This is a genomic window from Colwellia sp. MB3u-8, assembly GCF_014076985.1.
Taxonomy (GTDB): Bacteria; Pseudomonadota; Gammaproteobacteria; order Enterobacterales; family Alteromonadaceae; genus Cognaticolwellia.
The window spans coordinates 35,158-55,741 of record NZ_JACGVA010000065.1 but is presented as its reverse complement, the minus strand read 5'-3'; the positions used below and the strand labels follow the sequence as shown (position 1 = coordinate 55,741).

General features: G+C 38.7%; 17 protein-coding genes. 7 read left to right on the top strand and 10 right to left on the bottom strand.

Features of this window, described 5'->3' with window-relative positions; translation table 11 throughout:
* Positions 1-471 precede the first annotated feature (471 nt).
* The 7 genes from H4J54_RS11015 to lrp form a co-directional block, all read right to left on the bottom strand.
* A complete protein-coding gene (locus tag H4J54_RS11015) occupies positions 472-2,145 on the bottom strand; it encodes a SulP family inorganic anion transporter (RefSeq protein WP_182190922.1) in 1,674 nt (557 codons plus the stop codon).
* A gap of 517 nt (positions 2,146-2,662) precedes the next feature.
* Positions 2,663-3,943 (bottom strand): serine--tRNA ligase, encoded by a 1,281-nt coding sequence (serS, locus tag H4J54_RS11010; RefSeq protein WP_182190921.1) that lies wholly within the window; start codon positions 3,941-3,943, stop codon positions 2,663-2,665.
* Positions 3,944-3,968: 25 nt separating this feature from the next.
* Positions 3,969-4,370 carry a fluoride efflux transporter CrcB gene (gene crcB / locus H4J54_RS11005; protein ID WP_182136781.1) on the bottom strand — a complete coding sequence of 134 codons (402 nt, stop codon included), beginning with the start codon at positions 4,368-4,370 and terminating at the stop codon, positions 3,969-3,971.
* A complete protein-coding gene (locus H4J54_RS11000) occupies positions 4,363-5,718 on the bottom strand; it encodes a replication-associated recombination protein A (RefSeq protein ID WP_182190920.1) in 1,356 nt (451 codons plus the stop codon). The genes crcB and H4J54_RS11000 overlap by 8 nt, the downstream gene beginning before the upstream one ends.
* Entirely contained in the window at positions 5,705-6,478 is a 774-nt protein-coding gene (lolA, locus tag H4J54_RS10995) for an outer membrane lipoprotein chaperone LolA (protein ID WP_182190919.1), read from the bottom strand. Before lolA ends, H4J54_RS11000 begins: the two co-directional genes overlap by 14 nt.
* Position 6,479: 1 nt before the next feature.
* Positions 6,480-9,038, bottom strand: coding sequence for a DNA translocase FtsK (locus H4J54_RS10990; protein WP_404851898.1), 2,559 nt, complete (start codon positions 9,036-9,038; stop codon positions 6,480-6,482).
* 75 nt (positions 9,039-9,113) lie between these two features.
* Positions 9,114-9,596 carry a leucine-responsive transcriptional regulator Lrp gene (gene lrp / locus H4J54_RS10985; RefSeq protein ID WP_182190918.1) on the bottom strand — a complete coding sequence of 161 codons (483 nt, stop codon included), beginning with the start codon at positions 9,594-9,596 and terminating at the stop codon, positions 9,114-9,116.
* 122 nt (positions 9,597-9,718) lie between these two features.
* Between lrp and ald the strand changes: the two genes are divergently transcribed.
* From ald to infA, 6 genes are all read left to right on the top strand, one after another.
* Entirely contained in the window at positions 9,719-10,840 is a 1,122-nt protein-coding gene (gene ald, locus H4J54_RS10980) for an alanine dehydrogenase (RefSeq protein WP_182190917.1), read from the top strand.
* 226 nt (positions 10,841-11,066) lie between these two features.
* Complete coding sequence (gene trxB, locus H4J54_RS10975; protein WP_182190916.1) at positions 11,067-12,026, top strand: thioredoxin-disulfide reductase; 960 nt, start codon at positions 11,067-11,069, stop codon at positions 12,024-12,026.
* 3 nt (positions 12,027-12,029) lie between these two features.
* Positions 12,030-12,740 (top strand): leucyl/phenylalanyl-tRNA--protein transferase, encoded by a 711-nt coding sequence (aat, locus tag H4J54_RS10970; protein ID WP_182190915.1) that lies wholly within the window; start codon positions 12,030-12,032, stop codon positions 12,738-12,740.
* Positions 12,741-13,081: 341 nt separating this feature from the next.
* Positions 13,082-14,191: a hypothetical protein gene (locus tag H4J54_RS10965; protein ID WP_182190914.1), complete on the top strand. Its 1,110-nt coding sequence runs from the start codon at positions 13,082-13,084 to the stop codon at positions 14,189-14,191.
* A 577-nt stretch (positions 14,192-14,768) separates the two neighbouring features.
* On the top strand, positions 14,769-15,470 hold the full coding sequence (locus H4J54_RS10960; RefSeq protein ID WP_182190913.1) for an arginyltransferase: 702 nt from the start codon (positions 14,769-14,771) through the stop codon (positions 15,468-15,470).
* 84 nt (positions 15,471-15,554) lie between these two features.
* Entirely contained in the window at positions 15,555-15,773 is a 219-nt protein-coding gene (gene infA / locus H4J54_RS10955; RefSeq protein ID WP_011043571.1) for a translation initiation factor IF-1, read from the top strand.
* A gap of 300 nt (positions 15,774-16,073) precedes the next feature.
* On the opposite strand, the gene clpA is transcribed toward infA, so the two are convergent.
* Positions 16,074-18,326: an ATP-dependent Clp protease ATP-binding subunit ClpA gene (clpA, locus tag H4J54_RS10950; RefSeq protein WP_182190912.1), complete on the bottom strand. Its 2,253-nt coding sequence runs from the start codon at positions 18,324-18,326 to the stop codon at positions 16,074-16,076.
* A gap of 28 nt (positions 18,327-18,354) precedes the next feature.
* A complete protein-coding gene (gene clpS / locus H4J54_RS10945) occupies positions 18,355-18,675 on the bottom strand; it encodes an ATP-dependent Clp protease adapter ClpS (protein ID WP_182190911.1) in 321 nt (106 codons plus the stop codon).
* Between the two features lie 270 nt (positions 18,676-18,945).
* On the opposite strand from clpS, the gene cspD reads away from it, so the two are divergent.
* Positions 18,946-19,167: a cold shock domain-containing protein CspD gene (gene cspD / locus H4J54_RS10940; protein ID WP_182136792.1), complete on the top strand. Its 222-nt coding sequence runs from the start codon at positions 18,946-18,948 to the stop codon at positions 19,165-19,167.
* A 157-nt stretch (positions 19,168-19,324) separates the two neighbouring features.
* Here the strand turns inward: cspD and icd are convergent, their stop codons facing one another.
* The gene (gene icd / locus H4J54_RS10935; protein WP_182190910.1) at positions 19,325-20,575 is read right to left on the bottom strand and encodes an NADP-dependent isocitrate dehydrogenase; all 1,251 of its coding nucleotides are present in this window, start codon (positions 20,573-20,575) and stop codon (positions 19,325-19,327) included.
* Positions 20,576-20,584: the final 9 nt, after the last annotated feature.

Below are 20,584 nucleotides of genomic sequence, written 5' to 3'. Positions count from 1 at the left end.
GGTGATTGTGTTAAACATCATAATTTCAATTATATTTTTGCTTTTATGAACCAAAATCGTTCTTCATATACAAAAGTAATAATTATACCTTGATTAATCATTTTTAATTAACAACTCGTTATAGAAAACAAACATTACGCTCGTTGATAAGTGTAAAAAAATGTGACAATTAGCTATGGTTTATTACTGTTTATATAGTAAACAATTGAACTAACTCAGAGCTAGGATAAGTCAATTTGCAGAAAAACCAGATTAAAAACTATCTCAATGAGGTTTTCAATAAAACAGAATGACTAATATTGGTCAAACATGAAACATCTAGCTACATCTTGTAATGATAGTTTTTATTGCGCATTTAGCCATCTTGCTCAGCTAAATAATTTTAGTCAGTTCTATCACAATTTTTATCCGCTGCACGATAGCTCAATCACCTATATGTTTTTAAATGAACGTATTGGCAAAGTGAATTAACTATGGGCTTAACGGCGCTATTAGTGTGCGCTTTTCAACATAATTTAATGCCGCTTGTAGGGCTTCATGACGATAGGTATAAGTATTTTCTGTCGGCACCATAGCTAATAACTCAAATTTTTCTAATTGTTTTCGCGTTTGCTGATTTGGGCAGAGTAGGAACACTGCACAATTTGCCTCTCGGGCATCTTTAATCACATTTTCAAGCGCTAAACCCACGGTGACATCAAACATAGGAACATCAGTTAAATCAAGGATCATCGCTTCATAATCACTGACACGGCTATGTTGACGAGCAATAGCTTTTGAAACGCTAAAAATCATCGGCCCTGACAGATAAAAAAATAGCACTTTACCATTGGCGCGATCTAATAATACTCGTTCACCATTGGTTAGTGGTACCACATCTTGATCCGTGTCACTGATCGCTTTTACTTGCTTGGCTTGTGCTCGACTCAGTTGTTCAATAATGAGGATGTTGGAGATAAATACGCCAAGCCCTACCGCTACAATCAAATCAACAAACACGGTTAATAACATGACGCCATACATAATCATCATGCCTTGTAGGCTCACTTTATGGGCGCGTTGGATAAAGCTCCAATCTAAAATATTTAAACCAACATAAACCGCAATACCAGCTAATACGGCCATAGGAATAGGCTCGGTTAGGCCACCAGCAATTAATACCACCAGTGTTAATACCAGTGCCCTCACCATACCTGATAACGGCGAACGCGCGCCAACTTGAATATTAGTGACTGTGCCCATAGTTGCGCCCGCACCAGGTAAAGCGCCAAATAATCCTGAGATCATATTGGCAAGCCCTTGGCCACGTAGCTCTTTATCTGAGTCATGCTCTTTTCGGGTCAGTGAGTCACCAATAACCGCGGTTAATAAAGTATCAATACAGCCTAGCGTGCCTAAAACAAGAGCATCAACCACCATGGTCATAAACATGTCAGCCGTAAAGTGTGGCATCACTAAAGCAGGTAAACCTGCAGGAATTTCTCCAATACGGCGAATACTGTCGATATCAAAAAATACAATGGACAATAAAGTAACGAATACTAGAGCAACAAGTTGTGCAGGCACGTATTTTCGATACTGTTTTGGGAAGAAAAATAATACCGCTAAGGTCAGTATGCCAAGTAATAACTCGCTAAAATTAATATTTGATAGGATATTAGGCAGTGCTGATATTGTGCCTAAAACTCCACCGGCTGGGGCCGCTTGGCCTAACAGTGGTGACAGTTGTAAAATAATTAAGATCACACCTATACCTGACATAAAGCCAGATATAACACTGTAAGGCATTAAGGTAATATATTTACCCAACTTAAGTGTGCCGATTAATATTTGAAAGGCACCCGCCATCATGACCACAGTAAATGCCATCGCCATGCCTGATTCAGGATATTTCGCCATCATACTGGTAAGCACAGCGGTCATGATCACTGTCATCGGCCCGGTAGGCTCGGAGATCAGCGATGTTGACCCGCCAAATAAGGCCGCAAAAAAGCCAACTAAAATAGCTCCCCAAAGCCCTGCTTCAGCACCTGCTCCGGACGCTACGCCAAAAGCGAGTGCCAAGGGTAAAGAAATAATAGCGGTTGTGACACCACCAAAAATGTCACCTTTGAGATTTATATCGTTAAAGCGCTCACCAAACAAAACTTGATTCCTTGCCTTCGTTTACATTAACTAATTCTAGCAAAACTTTAATGAGATAAGTACAAAAATAGCTTTAGATCAAAGCTAGTTAGATTGCTACCATAAAACACATTTATACTAGTTACTTAAAGCAAAATGGCGAATATTACTGTTGGCAAATTCTACCCGAGATATAGTTAATATTAAACGATATAAAATTAATCCCGTAAACTGCTATTAGTTTATCCATCACGCACAATGACAGCATGTAGTGCCTTTTTCAAAAGAGTGAAATACCTGATACTGCGTTTTGTAAATGGTTAGGACTTATGATGTTTGGGCTGGTGTCTGAGATGAATTAAAACCTCATCAATAAACATAGTCTTAAAGGTCTTTCCAACACGCTCTATTATGATAAAAAGTCTGCTGATAAAAAATCAGCTGATAAAAAGTCTGCTTTTTAGTTTATCGAAAAAAAGATAAAAAAAATCCAATAACTAGGTATTGGATTTTATGATAAAACTTTCATTAACGCTGATTAGTTTATGTTGGTACAAGCTTTCATATAAGGTTGTAAAACGGTGGGGATATTAATACTACCGTCAGCTTGTTGGTAGTTTTCTATCACAGCAACTAGCGTGCGACCCACGGCCAAACCTGAGCCATTGAGTGTATGCACAAGCTCTGTCTTATTAGTTTCACTATTGCGATATCTAGCTTGCATTCTACGGGCTTGGAAATCTGCCATGTTTGAGCAAGATGAAATTTCGCGATAGGTATTTTGTGCCGGTAACCACACTTCAATATCAAAAGTTTTTGTCGCGCTAAAGCCGATGTCACCGGTACATAACACAACCGTACGATAAGGAAGTTCTAATTTTTCAAGAATTTTTTCTGCATGACCGGTTAACTCTTCTAAAGCTTTAAAAGAATCTTCAGGTTTAACAATTTGTACCATTTCAACTTTGTCGAACTGATGTTGGCGAATTAAACCGCGAATGTCACGACCATAAGAACCCGCCTCACTGCGAAAACATGGGGTATGAGCACACATTTTAATAGGCAACTCTTGTTCGTCAACAATTTCGTCACGCACTAAGTTAGTTAACGGAACTTCAGCGGTTGGGATCAAAGAAAGTTTTTTATTGTTGAGTTCGGTATGGAATAAATCTTCACCAAATTTTGGTAACTGGCCGGTACCGTATAAAGACTCATGATTGACCAAGTAAGGCACATACATTTCTTGGTAGCCGTGCTCTTCACTATGCACATCTAACATAAATTGTGCTAGTGCTCGGTGTAATTTAGCAATTTGACCACGCATAACAGCAAAGCGTGTGCCCGCAAGCTTGGCACCGCTTTCAAAGTCTAAACCTTTACCTAGTGCCGTAGCAACGTCAACATGATCTTTTACTTCAAAGTCAAATACACGCGGTGTACCCCAACGTTTAATTTCTACATTGTCGTCTTCGCTTGCACCGGCAGGCACTGACTCATGAATTAAATTAGGTATGGCTGAAGCGATAAGGTCAATTTGCGCCAACACTTGCGTTTGTGCTTCTTTCGCGGCTTCTAACTCATCACCGAGTTTACTCACTTCGGCCAATAATGGCTGAATATCTTCGCCGCGGGCTTTCGCTTGACCTATCGACTTAGAGCGAGTGTTACGCTGATTTTGCAAATCTTGCGTGCTGATTTGGATCGCTTTACGTTGCTCTTCCAACATAATTAATTGCGCGGTGTCTAATTTATATCCGCGTTTAGCGAGCTCAGTTGCGGTATTTTCGATGTCTGTTCTAAGTAATTTTGGATCAAGCATGATATATCAGTGTTTTCTTTGTTATTTACTTGTTAAAAATAGATACAATATACATACCTAATGCCGCTGCAAAAATGCATAAACTGACATTAAGTAATATGTTTATTGTCGCTTTAAATATGTCGCCTTGTTGTATTAATAACAAGGTATCTAATGAGAAGGTCGAAAAGGTGGTAAATGCGCCTAAAAAACCAATACCAATAAGTGTTCGATAAATACTAACCTCAATAACACCTTGTTCAATTAACCCATAAAGTGCTCCCATGATCAGGGATCCGGAAATATTAACCGCCAGCGTCGCAAAAGGGAATCCTTTTCCGAGCCAATTGAAAATTAATTGTGAAATGTAAAATCTAAAACTTGCACCAAATGCACCCCCTATGGCGACAAATAGATATAAATAAAAGTTACTTAGCGTATTAGTCATATCGTTTTTGGTCACTTTGTTGGTCTAACTGGTTTAAATAATTTAACTTATCACGCAGTTGCTTTTCTAATCCGCGATCTGTGGGTTGGTAAAGTGTTGTTTGGGCTATTGCTTCTGGAAAATAATTCTCACCGGCAGCAAAACCACCAACTTCGTCATGAGCATAACGATATTCTCCACCGTGCCCTAATGCTTTAGTAATAGCGCTGGTCGCATTTTTTAAATGTAGCGGTACGTCAAGGTCACTGGTTGCAACGGCCAACGCTTTTGCTTGATTAAATGCGGTATAAACGGCATTACTTTTCGGGGCTAAGGCCATATAAACGGTAGCTTGTGCAATCGCTCGTTCGCCTTCACTTGGACCCACACGCTGAAAAGTATCCCAAGCGTTCAGGGCTAATTGCATCGCCCTTGGGTCAGCATTGCCAATATCTTCACTGGCAATCGCTAACAACCGACGAGCAACATACAGCGCATCACCACCACCGGTTAAAATACGGGCATACCAATATAGGGCAGCATCAGGGTCTGAGCCACGAACTGATTTATGAAAAGCACTAATTAAATCATAAAAGGCATCACCACCTTTGTCATAAAGTGCAATTTTATTACCCGCTACTTGAATGAGCTGGGCTTTATTTAGTATTTGTTGGTTATTCTCAACGCGAGTAATTTCTAAACAGTTCTCAAAGAGGTTAAGTAACCTACGGGCATCACCATTTGCCAAAGCAATAAGTTGCTTTTTGGTTGCCTCGTCAATAATAATTTCAAAGCTTGAGCTTTGCTCTTGATAGCTTATCGCACGGGCCAAGACATTACTGAGGTTGCTTTCACTGAGTTTTTTTAAGGTGTAAACCCGGGCTCGCGATAATATCGCCTGATTGAGCTCAAAAGCTGGATTTTCAGTGGTTGCACCAATAAAAATAATAGTACCATCTTCAATATGCGGTAAGAAGGCATCTTGCTGACTTTTGTTAAAACGATGAACTTCATCAACAAATAGTACGGTTCTGCGTTGTTGATGGGTAGCACGACTTTTGGCATTTTCAATCGCCTGTCGTATATCTTTAATGCCTGACGTTACTGCAGAAACCCGTTCAATATCGGCATTGGCGTGATTGGCAATAATTTCTGCAATCGTGGTTTTACCTGTACCAGGTGGCCCCCAAAATATAAGGGAATGCACCTTACCTTGCTCGATAGCCAAAGCTAATGGCATGCCTTTAGCTAAGATATGTTCTTGGCCTTCATACTCAGCAAGCGATTTAGGCCTTAATTTTGCTGCTAAAGGCTTAAAACTGTCATCTTCAGCAAAGCCTAGATCAAGTGAACCATTAGCGTTGATCATCTAAATAAACACCCTCGGGAACAGTAAACGTAAATAAACTCGCCTTAGGCGCCTTATCTTGATGTGTTAGGGTAATAACACTTAATTGGCCCGTGGCATCAAGAATATTAAATGCGGCAAGTTCGAGGTGGTTAAGCTTTTGTGCAAAGCTAATTTCTAAGCTTTTAACACGAGCATTTTCATTGTTAGCGCTGATTAAATAACGGTTATCTGTTAACTGCTTTACGCTATAATCTTGCCATAGCTGCTCGTCATTACTGGTGATTAATAAAATAGGGGTATTGGCTATCGCACTTTCTAAGGTATAGACACTGACCTGTTCAACAAACGGGTCATAAAACCAGAGGTTTTTGCCGTCTGAAACAATCAATGACTCATCGGGTATGATGGTTTGCCAATTAACTAAATTGGGTTTGCTAACGGCAAGTAAACCACTGCCTTGTTGTAATTTATTGCCCGCTTCATCAAAAATTTGCTGACTAAACTCAGCGCTAAAAAATTCAATTTTAGCTAATATTGCCATTAATTCACGTTTACACTCATCGGCCTTTTTTTCAGCGGTATGAGTCGCGACATGGCTAGTCGTCATGTTCACTGCATTGTTGGCTACACTGCTCAATCCACTTGTTTTCACTGTGGATTTTAGCTCTACTATTACTTCACTTTCAGTACTTAAAGCAAGGCTAGTCGTTGATAATACGGTACTAAAAAGTGCGGCGATGACCACTGCACTTTTTATCAAATTTGTCTTGGTTGGCATGTTAAGGCTCCTTAATTGGCGGTGGCGCTAGTACTTCTCGTGCGCCATTATTGCCCGGTTTGGTTACGACACCATGTATTTCCATTTGCTCGACTATACGGGCTGAACGGTTGTAACCAATTCTAAATTTACGTTGAATACTGGAAATAGAGACTCGGCCATTTTCAGTAATAAAGGCGATGGCTTCGTCATATAAAGTATCGAGTTCTTCTTCGCTGTCAGCGTCTGCTTGTTCACCTGGTAAAAGAATGTCTTGGTCTGAACCGCCTGACAAAATGTCTTCTATATAATTAGGCTCAGCTCTTGATTTCCAATCATTGACTACCGCATGCACTTCGTGATCATCAACAAAGGCACCATGAACTCGAATAGGTACAGCTTCACCTGGTGGTAAATAAAACATATCACCCATACCCAATAACTGATCAGCACCTTGCTGGTCTAGGATAATACGAGATTCAATACGAGATTGCACTCTAAGCGCCATACGGGTTGGAATATTGGCTTTAATTAAGCCAGTAATAACATCGGCTGATGGACGTTGCGTGGCTAAAATTAGGTGAATACCTGCGGCACGGGCTTTTTGTGCTATTCGAGCAATCAGTTCTTCTACTTTTTTACCCACTATCATCATCATGTCAGCAAATTCGTCAACAATAATCACGATTGATGGTAATTTACCTAAGGTAGGAGGTGTTTGCGTAAAAGCATCACTAGCTTGCCATAAGGGGTCAATCAGTGGTTCTCCCGCGGCGATGGCTTTAGCGACTTTGTCGTTATAGCCTTTAAGATTTCTCACCCCGAGTTTCGACATTAATTGATAACGGCGTTCCATTTCACCTACACACCAACGCAAGGCGTTAGCGGCTTCTTTCATGTCAGTGACCACTTCAGAAAGTAGATGAGGAATACCGTCATACACTGATAATTCAACTTGTTTAGGGTCAATCATGATCATACGGACATCTTCCGGCGAAGATTTATACAATATGCTGACAATCATGGTATTTACCGCAACAGATTTACCCGATCCTGTAGTACCTGCCACTAATAAATGCGGCATTTTCGCTAGGTCGGCAATCACAGGTTCGCCAGATATATCACTACCTATGGCCATGGCTAAATTTGATTTTGAATGGGCAAACTTATCGCAAGCAATCACATCAGAAAAGAATACGGTTTCGCGATGTTTATTAGGTAATTCAATACCAATAACTGATTTACCTTCAATAACTTCTACCACACGAACACTTTTAGCTGATAACGAACGGGCTAAATCTTTCGATAAGTTAGTAATTTTACTGGCCTTAACACCTGGTGCTAAGTTTAGTTCAAAACGGGTAATGACCGGACCGGGGAAAACACCCACCACTTCGGCTTTAATACCAAACTCAATAAGTTTTGCTTCCACTAAGCGAGAAACTAGGTCTAGTTGTTCTTGATCAATCGGATTTTTAACCCTATCGGTACGATCTAACAAATCTAATGACGGCATGTCATGATGATTTGGCGCTGCGGGCTTATCATCTTCTAACTGCTGGTAAATTTTGTCATGCAATGTGGCTGGCTCTTCAACCATGATTTTTTCAACTGGCTCAAATGCCGCTGCGATTTCATCAGCACTGACGTGTTCTTGCACATTCATGGCTAGCGGCTCACCCATTAACTCGTCGATATCGACATAGGGTTCTTTTTCGCGGGTGTTATAGGCACTGTCATCATCACTTTTGGCAAAAATACTCTCGTATTCTGTATCACTGATGGTCTCCAGCGCTTTTTTTACTTCTTCAGGCTCTTTCTCAAAAGCAATATAATGCTCAGTTACACTACTGTCAGTGTCACTATTATCACTGTCATTATTATTTTCCATATTTAAATCTTGTAATACTTGTTCAGTGTCATCAGATATTGCTGCTTTGGACTCTTGTTCAGGCCTAGTGCCTAAATATTGCTTGATCAGCGCAGGTATCGTTAAGCTGTATTCAATGGCGATAATGGCGTACTCCCCTACTCTGTCAATAGCCTTAAGCAGCGAAATTCCTGTTAGCAAGACGAATCCTGAACCGCAAAATGTTACAAATAACAAGGTGCTACCAATGAATGATAAATACGGCAAGAGTGAGTTACTTAATACATCCCCTAGAATACCGCCAGCAGAGAAGTAAAAAACATCGTCAAAGTTCATACTGGCAATCGAGGTTATGCCGATATAAAACAGGATAAAACCAATAAATTTCAAACCAAGTGTGAGGTAATCTAATCGGATTAATTGGTGATATTTTTGAAATAATAGCCAACCGGTAATTGCGATAACAAAGGGTAAACTGTAGGCAACTAAACCAAATAAGTTTAATAACAAATCAGATAAATAAGCCCCCACTGCACCCCCTAAATTACGCACAGAACTTTGATAACCTGTTTGTGACCATCCGGGATCTGCGGGATCAAAACTAAAGAGCGCTAACATGATAAACATGGCAAAGACGCAAAAGACTAAAAGTCCTGCTTCGAGAAGACGTTGAACGCCGTTTAACTTTGGAGATGGAGAAGACAAATGCACACTCTTGAAAAAATTATCATTATATTAGCGTTAAAATACCAAAAATTAGCGATGAATAAAACGTAATACCAAACATTAACGTTTTATTGGCAAGAGATTTGACGATTTTACCTCTTCCATCACGACATAAGTTCTACTTTCACTCACAGCAGGCAGTCTTAATAAGGTATTACCGAGTAACTCACGATAAGCGGCGATATCAGCCACACGTGTTTTCAATAAAAAATCAAAATCTCCTGAGACCAAATGACATTCTTGAATAACCTCTAATTCATGAACCGCTTTGGAAAAGTCATCAAATACATCTGGGCTAGTTTTGGTTAACGTAATTTCAACAATGACCAATAACGCGGCATCTAATTTTTGCGGATTTAGCATGGCTTGATAACCGAGAATAAAACGGTCATTTTCCAGACGTTTTACTCGTTCTAAACAAGGCGTAGCGCTTAAGCCAACCCTTTTTGACAATTCAATATTAGATAAACGACCATTTTTTTGTAGTTCAATTAAAATATTTCTATCTATACGATCAATTGGTTTAACTGTTGATGAACTCATATATAATTCGCTATAAAACACAGTATTTGCAGGATTATACCCTAATTTCTCAGGAACAACGACAGGTTAATTCGCTATAAAGTCATTATACTAGCTTCATATTTTACAGCAGAGATAAAACTATGATTATTGGTGTACCTAAAGAAATAAAAAACCACGAATACCGTATTGGACTAACTCCAGCAGGTGTTAAAGAGTTAGTTGTTAATGGCCACGACGTTATCGTTGAAAATAATGGTGGAGCAGAAATCGGTTTTGATAATGAGCAATACATTACCGCCGGTGCAAAAATTATTGATACAGCAGCAGAAATTTTTGCTACTGCTGATATGATCATCAAAGTAAAAGAACCACAAACCAATGAGTGTAAAATGCTTCGCCCTGGCCAAGTACTGTTTACTTATTTACATTTAGCCCCAGATCCAAAACAAACAGAACTGCTTGTCGCTTCTGGCGCTACTTGTATTGCCTACGAAACAGTGACTCAACATGACGGTGGCTTACCTCTTTTAGCACCTATGTCTGAAGTGGCTGGACGTATGTCTATTCAAGCAGGTGCGCACGCATTAGAAAAAGCACAAGGTGGTTTGGGCGCATTATTAGGTGGTGTACCTGGTGTTGCTCCTGCCAAAGTACTTATTATTGGTGGTGGCGTTGTTGGTACTCAAGCAGCCCGTATGGCTGTTGGTATGGGCGCTGATGTGACCATTTTAGATCGCTCTTTGCCACGTCTTCGCCAGTTAGATACAGAGTTTGATAGTCGCTTAAAAACAGTTTACTCCACGGCTGATGCTATGGACCAGCTTATTGTTGAAGCTGACTTAGTTATTGGTGCAGTATTGATCCCTGGTGCTGCAGCACCTAAATTGGTTACGGCACAACACATTAAAACGATGAAGAAAGGCGCGGTTGTAGTTGACGTGGCTATTGACCAAGGTGGTTGTTTTGAAACATCAAAAGCAACGACTCACCAAGACCCAACTTATATGGTTGATGGTGTCGTTCATTACTGTGTCGCTAATATGCCTGGTGGTGTCGCAAGAACATCAACTCTGGCTTTAACCAATGCTACTATGCCATTTACAGTTACTTTGGCAAATAAGGGTGCTAAACAAGCCATGCTTGATGACGTACACTTAATGGCTGGTTTGAATGTTTTAGGTGGAAAAGTCACTTATAAGCCTGTTGCTGATGTACTAGGTTATCAGTATGTTAGACCAGAAGACGCTATAGCAACCTTATAGGCTTTACTGGATAACCTACTTAAAGCCGCTAGTTAATAGCGGCTTTTTTTTATTAGTGACTTTAATAGCGCCAAGATTACAAATCTATGGGCCATTTGTAAAAATAGCCTGGCAGTTTTGCAAAATAAGTTATTAATTATAATTATTTCTTTGTTGCTCTCTTGAGATAATCACTTAGAATCCCAACCATTGTCATATTAACGTATTTTATTTTTTGGAGTAGTTCATGAGCGAAGCAAGACATTGCCCGTTACTCATATTGGGTTCAGGCCCTGCAGGATATACCGCAGCTGTTTATGCTGCACGAGCAAATTTAAAGCCTGTGATGATCACAGGTTTAGAACCAGGTGGTCAATTAACCACTACCACCGAAGTAGAAAATTGGCCCGGTGATGCTGATGACTTAACAGGCCCAGCATTAATGGACCGTATGCAAAAACATGCGGAAAAATTTGACACTGAAATTATTTTTGATTACATCAGTGAAGTTGACTTTAGTGAGAAACCGTACAAATTAAAAGGTGATTCTGGCTATTATACCTGTGACGCACTTATTATCTGTACTGGCGCCTCAGCGCAATACCTAGGGCTACCTTCTGAAGAAGCCTTTATGGGTAAAGGTGTTTCTGCCTGTGCAACATGCGATGGGTTTTTCTATAAAAATCAAAAGGTTGCTGTTGTGGGTGGTGGTAATACCGCGGTTGAAGAAGCCTTGTATTTGTCAAATATTGCCTCTGAAGTTCACTTAATTCACCGTCGTGATACCTTTCGCTCAGAAAAGATTTTGATCACACGTTTGATGGATAAAGTCGCCAACGGTAATATCATATTACACCTAGACCGTACGCTAGACGAAGTACTAGGTGACAATATGGGTGTAACAGGTTTGCGACTTAAAGACATGAAGTCAGATGCTACCGAAGAAATTGATGTTATGGGTGTTTTTATCGCGATCGGCCATAAGCCAAATACTGATATATTTAACGGTAAACTTGAGATGAAAAACGGCTATTTAACCATTCAAAGTGGTACAAATGGTAATGCAACACAAACCAGTGTTGAAGGTGTTTACGCGGCCGGCGATGTTGCTGATCATATATACCGTCAAGCCATTACTTCAGCTGGTTCTGGTTGTATGGCAGCACTAGATGCCGAGCGTTTCCTCGACGCAAAAGGTAGTCGCTAGTCAATGACACGAGCTATTCCTTGGTTATCTTCGAATAGCTCAACTTTCCCTGATTTATCTCACGCCTTAGATGAACCGAACGGCCTACTTGCTTTCGGTGATGACTTATCACCAAAACGAATTATTCAAGCCTATCAACTAGGGATTTTCCCTTGGTTTAGTGATGGCGATCCGGTGATGTGGTGGAGTCCAAATCCACGGGGCATTATTAATATTGCTCAGCTTAATATTAATAAAACGCTACAAAAAATACTTAAGCGCGAAATTTTTAGTGTCACACTCAATAATGATTTTAAACAGGTTATTGAGCTATGTGCTGATGCACCCTTTCGCTGTGAGGAGACTTGGATTGTTAATCCAATGCTATCAGCTTATAAAAAACTGCATGATCAAGGTAAGGCTCATTCGATTGAAGTCTGGCAAAATGAGCAATTAGTGGGTGGATTGTATGGTGTGGCCGTTAACGGCTATTTTTCTGGTGAATCAATGTTTTACCGACAAAGCAATGCCTCAAAAGTAGCCTTGGTGTATTTAGCTAGCTTACTAAAATCAATAGATATTGAGCTTATTGACTGTCAAATGTTGAATCCTTTTTTAGCGTCAATGGGTTGTATTGAAGTATCAAGAGAACAATTTATTACGCAGCAAGTAGCGTCAAAAGCTATCGTACCGCCGGCCAACTTTTGGCAACCTAGGGCACTAACTTTAGCTTAATCCAAGATCCCCACCCATAACATTGTCGTTAATCATTATTTTATAGTTTTCATAGATAAAATAAAAATTACTCAATCACTTAAACTCACCAGTAAATCAAGACAAGGTGCTCAATGGGCAATAGCTAATTATTGTGATTGAGATCACCAAAGCCCTAGTGTATTTTAACCCGCACAAGTGAGCAATAATTTAATGAAATTGCTATAAATACTAGCCAAAGGCATACGGTTCAAATAATGCGCTAGCTAATATAGTTAAAAGTATTCATAGCGGCTTAAATTTGATATAAAGTTTATAATAAATAAAAGATTGATCTGGCATTATTAATTAAGGATAGATAATTGAGAAAAAATCTTTATTGGTTATATTTAATCTTAGTTGTGTTTCACTCAAACTTTGCCTTCTCTTTAGACACGTCTGACATTGAGCAAAAGCTTAGTCGACAAAGTACGGTTAATCCAAAAGCAGTATTCTACAAAATTGAAGCTTTATTAGCAGATCCAAACATACCTATTACTTTAAAAGCAAAACTGATGGTCATGCAATCTGATATTGCTTACGCTATTGACCAACCTGAAAGTATTCTTAAATACTCTAAGTTGGCTTTAGCAACAGGCTTGTTAATTGAGCCTTGGCACACTAGAGTGCTGATTAGCCAATCAAGAGGGTATTATCAGCGCGGACAATTTAAAGCATTTTTTGCCACTGCAAATATGGCCGTTATCAAAGCAGAGCAATCAAATTTATCAAATTATAAGGTGGCCGCCTTAGTAGAAAGAGCTTTTGCCTATCACTTATTAGACGATAATGAAGCAGCAAATAAAGATTTAAACCTAGCGTTAAAATATCTAGAATTACTGCCTAGCGTCTTTGATAAAGCCATAATACTTCAGCGATTTAGCGCCATAAATAAAAGCCTGGGTAATATAGGAATAGCTAAAAAATACCAAGGTCAAGCCAATGATATTTATAAACAAATTAATAGCGCTCATTATTTGTCTGTTGGTTATTATAATTTGGGGCGAATATATCAAGAAACTCAAGCTTGGGACGAAGCAGGTAAGTTAATGCTGAAGTCTTATCGTTGGGCCTTAAAAGACAACAATAAGCTCAATCAAGCATTTTCATTATCTTGGCTATCAGAGTATCAAAATAACTTAGAAAATCACTCACAAGCAAAAAAATATTTACATAAAGCTATTATTGCTGCTGATGCAAGTACTTCAGAGCGGGTAAAAATACATGTTCGTAAAAATATGGCCAGTATCTTATGTCAAAACAAAGAATTTCAAGTGTGTAAAACCTTGCTTCTGGAGACTATTTCACTTGCAAAGTCTTATAAAATGCAACGTGATCAAGTGGAATTAATGCGCATGCTTGCCGAAACACACTATCAACTGGGCGCGTTCGAGAAAGCCTATTTAATCTTAAAAGAGGTTAATTTAATCTAACTAAAATCTGTTATTAAACTAGATAAACAATCACCCTTCCAGCTATTTATAATGGCTAGTATTAAGCGTTTTTTTAAGACAACTACCCTTATTTATTATTGTCGCTGTGGTTTAAATCCACAACGACTATTAGGCAACCTGAAGAACACATTGTTTGACCAGCACTAGCTGCTTATGTCTTTTTTGTTGTAACAGCATCCTATAATAAACATATCAATTACTGACCGTTAAAAGTTCTAGCGAGTAAACTTATTTTTTTGTGCCATGACATACACATGCTCTTGATCGATAATATAGTCCTGCATTGCTCTAACCGTTTATATCAACGTAAAAAAACTTACTCATGCCACCTTTTCGCACCAGGACGTCAGTAATTATAAATGTAGTGAACAATTACCGAGATGACGATGAACGGCCATTGAGTGATCAATAACTCGCTTTGAATCCAACTCGTTATTATCGTTGAATCGTGGCCAATTATTTAATCCATAGGGTATTATATTTCATCATCACTCGGCGGCAAAATTGCTATAATGATTATATTTCATCTAAAAATTCAGTTACGGGTAGAGTATTAATGAGTTTGAATTATAAACTAGGTGTTACAAAGTCGTTTCCTTGTAATTACCTACCTGAACAGGAAGAACGATTATTAATCGCTGTTGATGACATTCTGCATGATCGTGAACACTATGGCTGGCTAATGCAGCAAGGTTTTAGGCGCAGTGGTAATGATATTTATCGTCCCCATTGTATTGCCTGCCAAGCATGCCAATCACTGCGTGTGCCAGTTCAAGACTTTAAGCCCTCAAGAAGCCAAAAACGCTTATTAAAAAGTAATCAGCTATTCAAGGTTAGGTTAAGTAAAAAAGTTCAAGAAGACTACTACCCACTGTATGAGCAATACATTAATACTATTCATCGCGATGGCAGTATGTTTCCAGCATCAGACGAACAATTTCAAAGTTTTACCCATAACAATATTACTGAGCAATACTATATTGAAATTTGGCATGACCAAGTATTAATCAGTGTTGCCGTAACCGATGACATTCCTAATGGCTTATCAGCGGTTTATACCTTTTATCACCCAAGCTATAGAAAACAGGGGCTTGGTGTTTTTTCAATTTTAAAACAAATTGAAATTGCAGCTGAACTTAAACGAGAGTTTCTCTACCTTGGTTACCAAATAGAGCAATGCAGTAAAATGAATTACAAAAACCGTTACCATCCCCACCAAATATTGGTCGAAAATCAATGGCAAACCGTAAATAAATAACACTATAGCTTTACATTAGCGCTGCAATTCGGCATTATCTGCGCAGCTTTTTGTTTACGCACTAATTTAGAGGTTCGGCGCCCAATGGCGAAAGAAGAAAATATTGAAATGCAAGGTACTGTTTTAGATACTTTGCCAAATACTATGTTCCGTGTTGAATTGGAAAATGGTCATGTTGTTACTGCTCATATTTCTGGGAAAATGCGTAAAAATTACATTCGTATTTTAACTGGCGATAAAGTCACTGTTGAATTAACACCATATGACTTATCTAAAGGTCGTATTATCTTCCGTGCTAGATAGAAATTAATTATTTCAGTTTTATAAGCGCTTTAGTAATATGTTAGTAAAGCGATTTTATAACTAAGATTTAATTAACGCCAATTAAGTAATGACAAAAAACCGAGCTTGCTCGGTTTTTTTATGTTTGAAAATAAGGATCAGTTTTTTGTTTCGGACAAAAACTAATACCTGCTAAATGAGGCAAGTGATCAATTATAACTCAGCCTAAACTACCAACATCCTTGTCGGTACTAACGTGTTCACATTGATCTGAATTAATGCTGATACGCTAAACAAATATAGAAGCTTAAGCATCAAAGCTTAGTGTTCAACTAATTCTTTTTTTGATTCGTAGTTAATCACCAACTTGTCTTTCTTCACCGCAACTTTAGCTACGCCACCTTGTGTTAGCTCACCAAAAAGCAATTCGTTTGCTAATGGTTTTTTCAACTGCTCTTGAATCAATCGAGCCATAGGTCGTGCACCCATTGTTTTGTCATAACCTTTAATGGCCATCCACTTCTTAGCATCTTTAGTGACCTCTAACGAAACACCCTTTTCATCAAGTTGAACCTGCAGTTCGACAATAAATTTATCAACAACTTGCTGGATAACTTCATCACCTAAGTGATTAAACCATACTATGTTATCTAAGCGATTACGGAACTCGGGCGAAAATACTTTGTTTATTTCGTCCATAGCATCCAGACTATTATCTTGTTGTTTAAAGCCAATAGATTGCTTCACAGTGTGTGCTACGCCCGCATTAGTTGTTAACACTAAAATAATATTTCTAAAATCAGCTTTACGGCCATTATTATCGGTTAAGGTACCATGGTCCATAACTTGTAATAGTATGTTGTAAACATCTTCATGTGCTTTTTCTATTTCATCTAACAACACAACGGCATGGGGGTTTTTAATCACTGCATCGGTTAATAAGCCTCCCTGTTCATAACCAACGTAACCTGGAGGAGCTCCAATTAAACGACTTACGGCATGCTTTTCCATATATTCAGACATGTCATATCGCAGCAGTTCTACGCCCAGCACTTTAGCTAATTGTTGAGTAACTTCTGTTTTACCAACCCCTGTTGGGCCAGCGAAGATAAATGAACCAATCGGCTTACGTTCATTGCCTAAACCTGCTCGCGACAGGCGAATAACAGAGGTCAATTCGTCAATAGCATGATCTTGGCCAAAAACAACCAATTTTAAATTACGGTCAAGTGTTTTTAAACTATCTATCTCTGATGACGACACTGATTTTTCAGGAATACGTGCCATTTTGGCGATAATATTTTCAATATCGGTATTATCAATCACTTTTTTACGTTTATCTGCAGCGACCAGTTGTTGACGCGCTCCAGCTTCATCAATAACATCAATGGCTTTATCGGGTAAAAATCGATCATTGATATATTTTGCAGAAAGCTGTGCCGCTGCCCTTAAGGCGCTATTCGTGTAACGAACACCATGATGCGCTTCGTATTTATCTTTCAAACCATGCAAGATTTTCGTGGTGTCGTCTACACTGGGTTCAACAACATCTATTTTTTGAAAACGACGCGCTAATGCACGATCTTTTTCAAAAATACTTTGATACTCTTGATATGTAGTAGAACCCATACAACGTAACTTGCCTGATGAAAGTAAAGGCTTGATCAAGTTTGACGCATCTAACATGCCACCAGACGCAGCACCCGCTCCTATAATGGTGTGAATCTCATCAATAAACAGTATTGCGTTGCCGTCTTGTTCTAACTCTTTTAATAAGGCTTTAAAGCGTTTTTCAAAATCACCACGGTATTTAGTACCCGCTAATAATGCGCCCATATCAAGAGAGTAAATAGTTGCATCAGCTAAAAACTCTGGCGCTTTCTCAGAAACCAATAAATTAGCTAAACCTTCAGCTATCGCTGTTTTACCAACACCTGCCTCACCAACAAATAAAGGATTGTTTTTGCGGCGGCGACTTAGTACTTGTAATGTCCGCTCTAGTTCGTTATCACGCCCTATTAGCGGGTCTATATTGCCTTTTAAGGCTTCTTTATTAAGATTAGTCGCAAAGTTATCAATCGTGCGTGGTTCTTCTTCACTTGCCGGCGCTTGCTCTTCGTTATGACTATTTTCTTGTTCAATTTTAGCAATACCATGAGAAATAAAGTTAACAATATCTAAACGACTAATATCAGATTTCTTTAAAAAATAAGCCGCTTGCGATTCTTGTTCACTAAATATTGCCACCAGTACATTCGCACCATTAACTTCACTTTTACCCGATGACTGGACATGAAAAACGGCCCGTTGCAATACACGCTGAAAACCTAGCGTTGGCTGAGTTTCTCTTTCTTCCTCACCAGAAGGAATAACCGGGGTCGTATCGGCGATGAAGGCTAACAATTCTTTTCTTAAGTTTGCCATATCAGCGCCACAGGCTTTTAAAGCCTCAATGGATGATGGATTGTCTAACAACGCCAACAATAAATGTTCAACCGTCATAAATTCATGGCGAGACTCTTTAGCCTGACGAAAAGCCATATTTAACGATACTTCTAAATCTTTATTCAGCATAGGTTACTCCAATTTAAATCTTGCGTTTTTACACTTTTTCCATGGTACATTTAAGCGGATGTTCATTGCTTGTTGCGTAACTCAACACCTGATCAACTTTCGTCTCTGCTACTTCAGCAGTAAAGATGCCGCAACGTCCTTTCCCTTTATAATGAATCGCTAACATAATGTCTGTCGCTTGCTCCGAGTTCATATTAAAAAATTTACACAACACATCAATGACAAAGTCCATCGGAGTATAGTCGTCATTTAATAACAATACTGTATACATTGGGGGTTTCTGAAACTTTTCAACAACCTCATCATCAAGAACGTTTTGATCGTCTATTAACTCTTTCCATTTACTCATAATTCTATATTAGTCTGTCAGTTAAATTTTTGCTTTAAGATTTGAGAAAAATAATAACTAAAAATATCAAAAATCATACTATAAAACTTGATTATTTTTATTTATTATCTACGATTTACTTTGGTGACTTTTTTTTGTCTCCAAAAGTTAATACTAATACTTGTTAATACTAATACTTTAAAGTGCATACTAATACTTTAAAGAGGACTTTAAAGAATGCTTTAGACAAAGCATACCTAATTACCGATGATTTTAGAAGGATGTTGAAGTATGGCTCACGGTACAGTTAAGTGGTTTAATAATGCAAAAGGGTTTGGTTTTATTCGTCCAGAGGATGGTGGTGAAGATATTTTTGCTCATTATTCAACGATTCAAATGGAAGGATACCGTACATTAAAAGCTGGACAGGATGTAAACTACGAATTAAATGGGGGGCCAAAAGGAGATCACGCAGCAAGCATTACGCCATCAGAAATAGAATCAGACGACTAAATTAAATTAAATTAAGTTAACTTTGTGGCTTAAAATAAAAAACACAGCAACTTGGCTGTGTTTTTTTATGGTTAGTAATTATTAGCAATAAAATATTTTGACTCTAGCTATAACCTATTTCCAGTTTATATATCTGTTGAATTTACATGTGATCTATTTACATGTGATCAATAATACAATCACCAAATTCAGAACAAGTCACCAATGTCGCATCATCCATTAAACGCTCAAAGTCATAAGTTACTGTCTTAGCGTTAATCGCACCAGACATCCCTTTTAACAATAAGTTAGCGGCTTCTGTCCAACCCATATGTCGTAACATCATTTCTGCAGACAAAATGACTGAGCCAGGATTAACCTTATTAAGTCCAGCATATTTTGGTGCTGTACCGTGTGTTGCTTCAAAGATAGCGACTTCATCATTTAAATTAGCGCCTGGTGCTATACCAATGCCACCCACTTGTGCCGCTAAGGCATCTGACAAATAATCACCGTTTAAATTTAAGGTAGCAATAACGCTATATTCCGCTGGACGTAATAATATTTGCTGTAACATCGCATCGGCAATAACATCTTTTATAATGATTTCTTTACCTGTTTTAGGGTTAATAAGACTACACCAAGGACCACCATTTAATAGATCAGCGCCAAACTCTTCTCGAGCTAATTCATAACCCCATTCTTTAAAAGCCCCTTCAGTAAACTTCATGATATTACCTTTATGTACCAAAGTAACCGACTCTCTGTCGTGATCAATAGCGTATTGAATAGCTTTTCTAACTAATCTTTGTGTACCTTCTTTAGACACAGGCTTGATACCAATACCACAATTTTCTTCGAAACGAATTTTTGTAACACCCATTTCTTCAGTTAAAAATTTGATCACTTTTTTAGCCTGATCACTGCCCGCTTGATATTCGATACCTGCGTAAATATCTTCAGAGTTTTCTCTGAAAATCACCATGTCTACTTCACTAGGTTTTTTAACTGGGCTTGGTACGCCAGTAAACCATTGTACCGGTCGCTGGCACACATACAAATCTAGTATTTGTCTCAAGGCAACATTCAATGAACGCATGCCGCCGCCAACTGGTGTGGTTAGCGGGCCTTTAATACCAACTTTGTATTCTTTGAACATGGCTAAAGTTTCATCGGGCAACCAAGTTTCTGAGTCATAAATTTGTGTTGCCTTTTCTCCAGCATACACTTCCATCCAATGAATTTTCCTATCTCCGCCATAAGCTTTATTCACGGCAGCATCAACCACTTTCATCATAGGGGGTGTTACATCGACCCCTATGCCATCACCTTCAATAAATGGAATGATGGGGTTGTTAGGTACTTTTAACAAACCTTGCTCTGAAGTAATTTTAGCACCTTCACTAGGAATATTTACATGGTTCAACATATGAGCTCT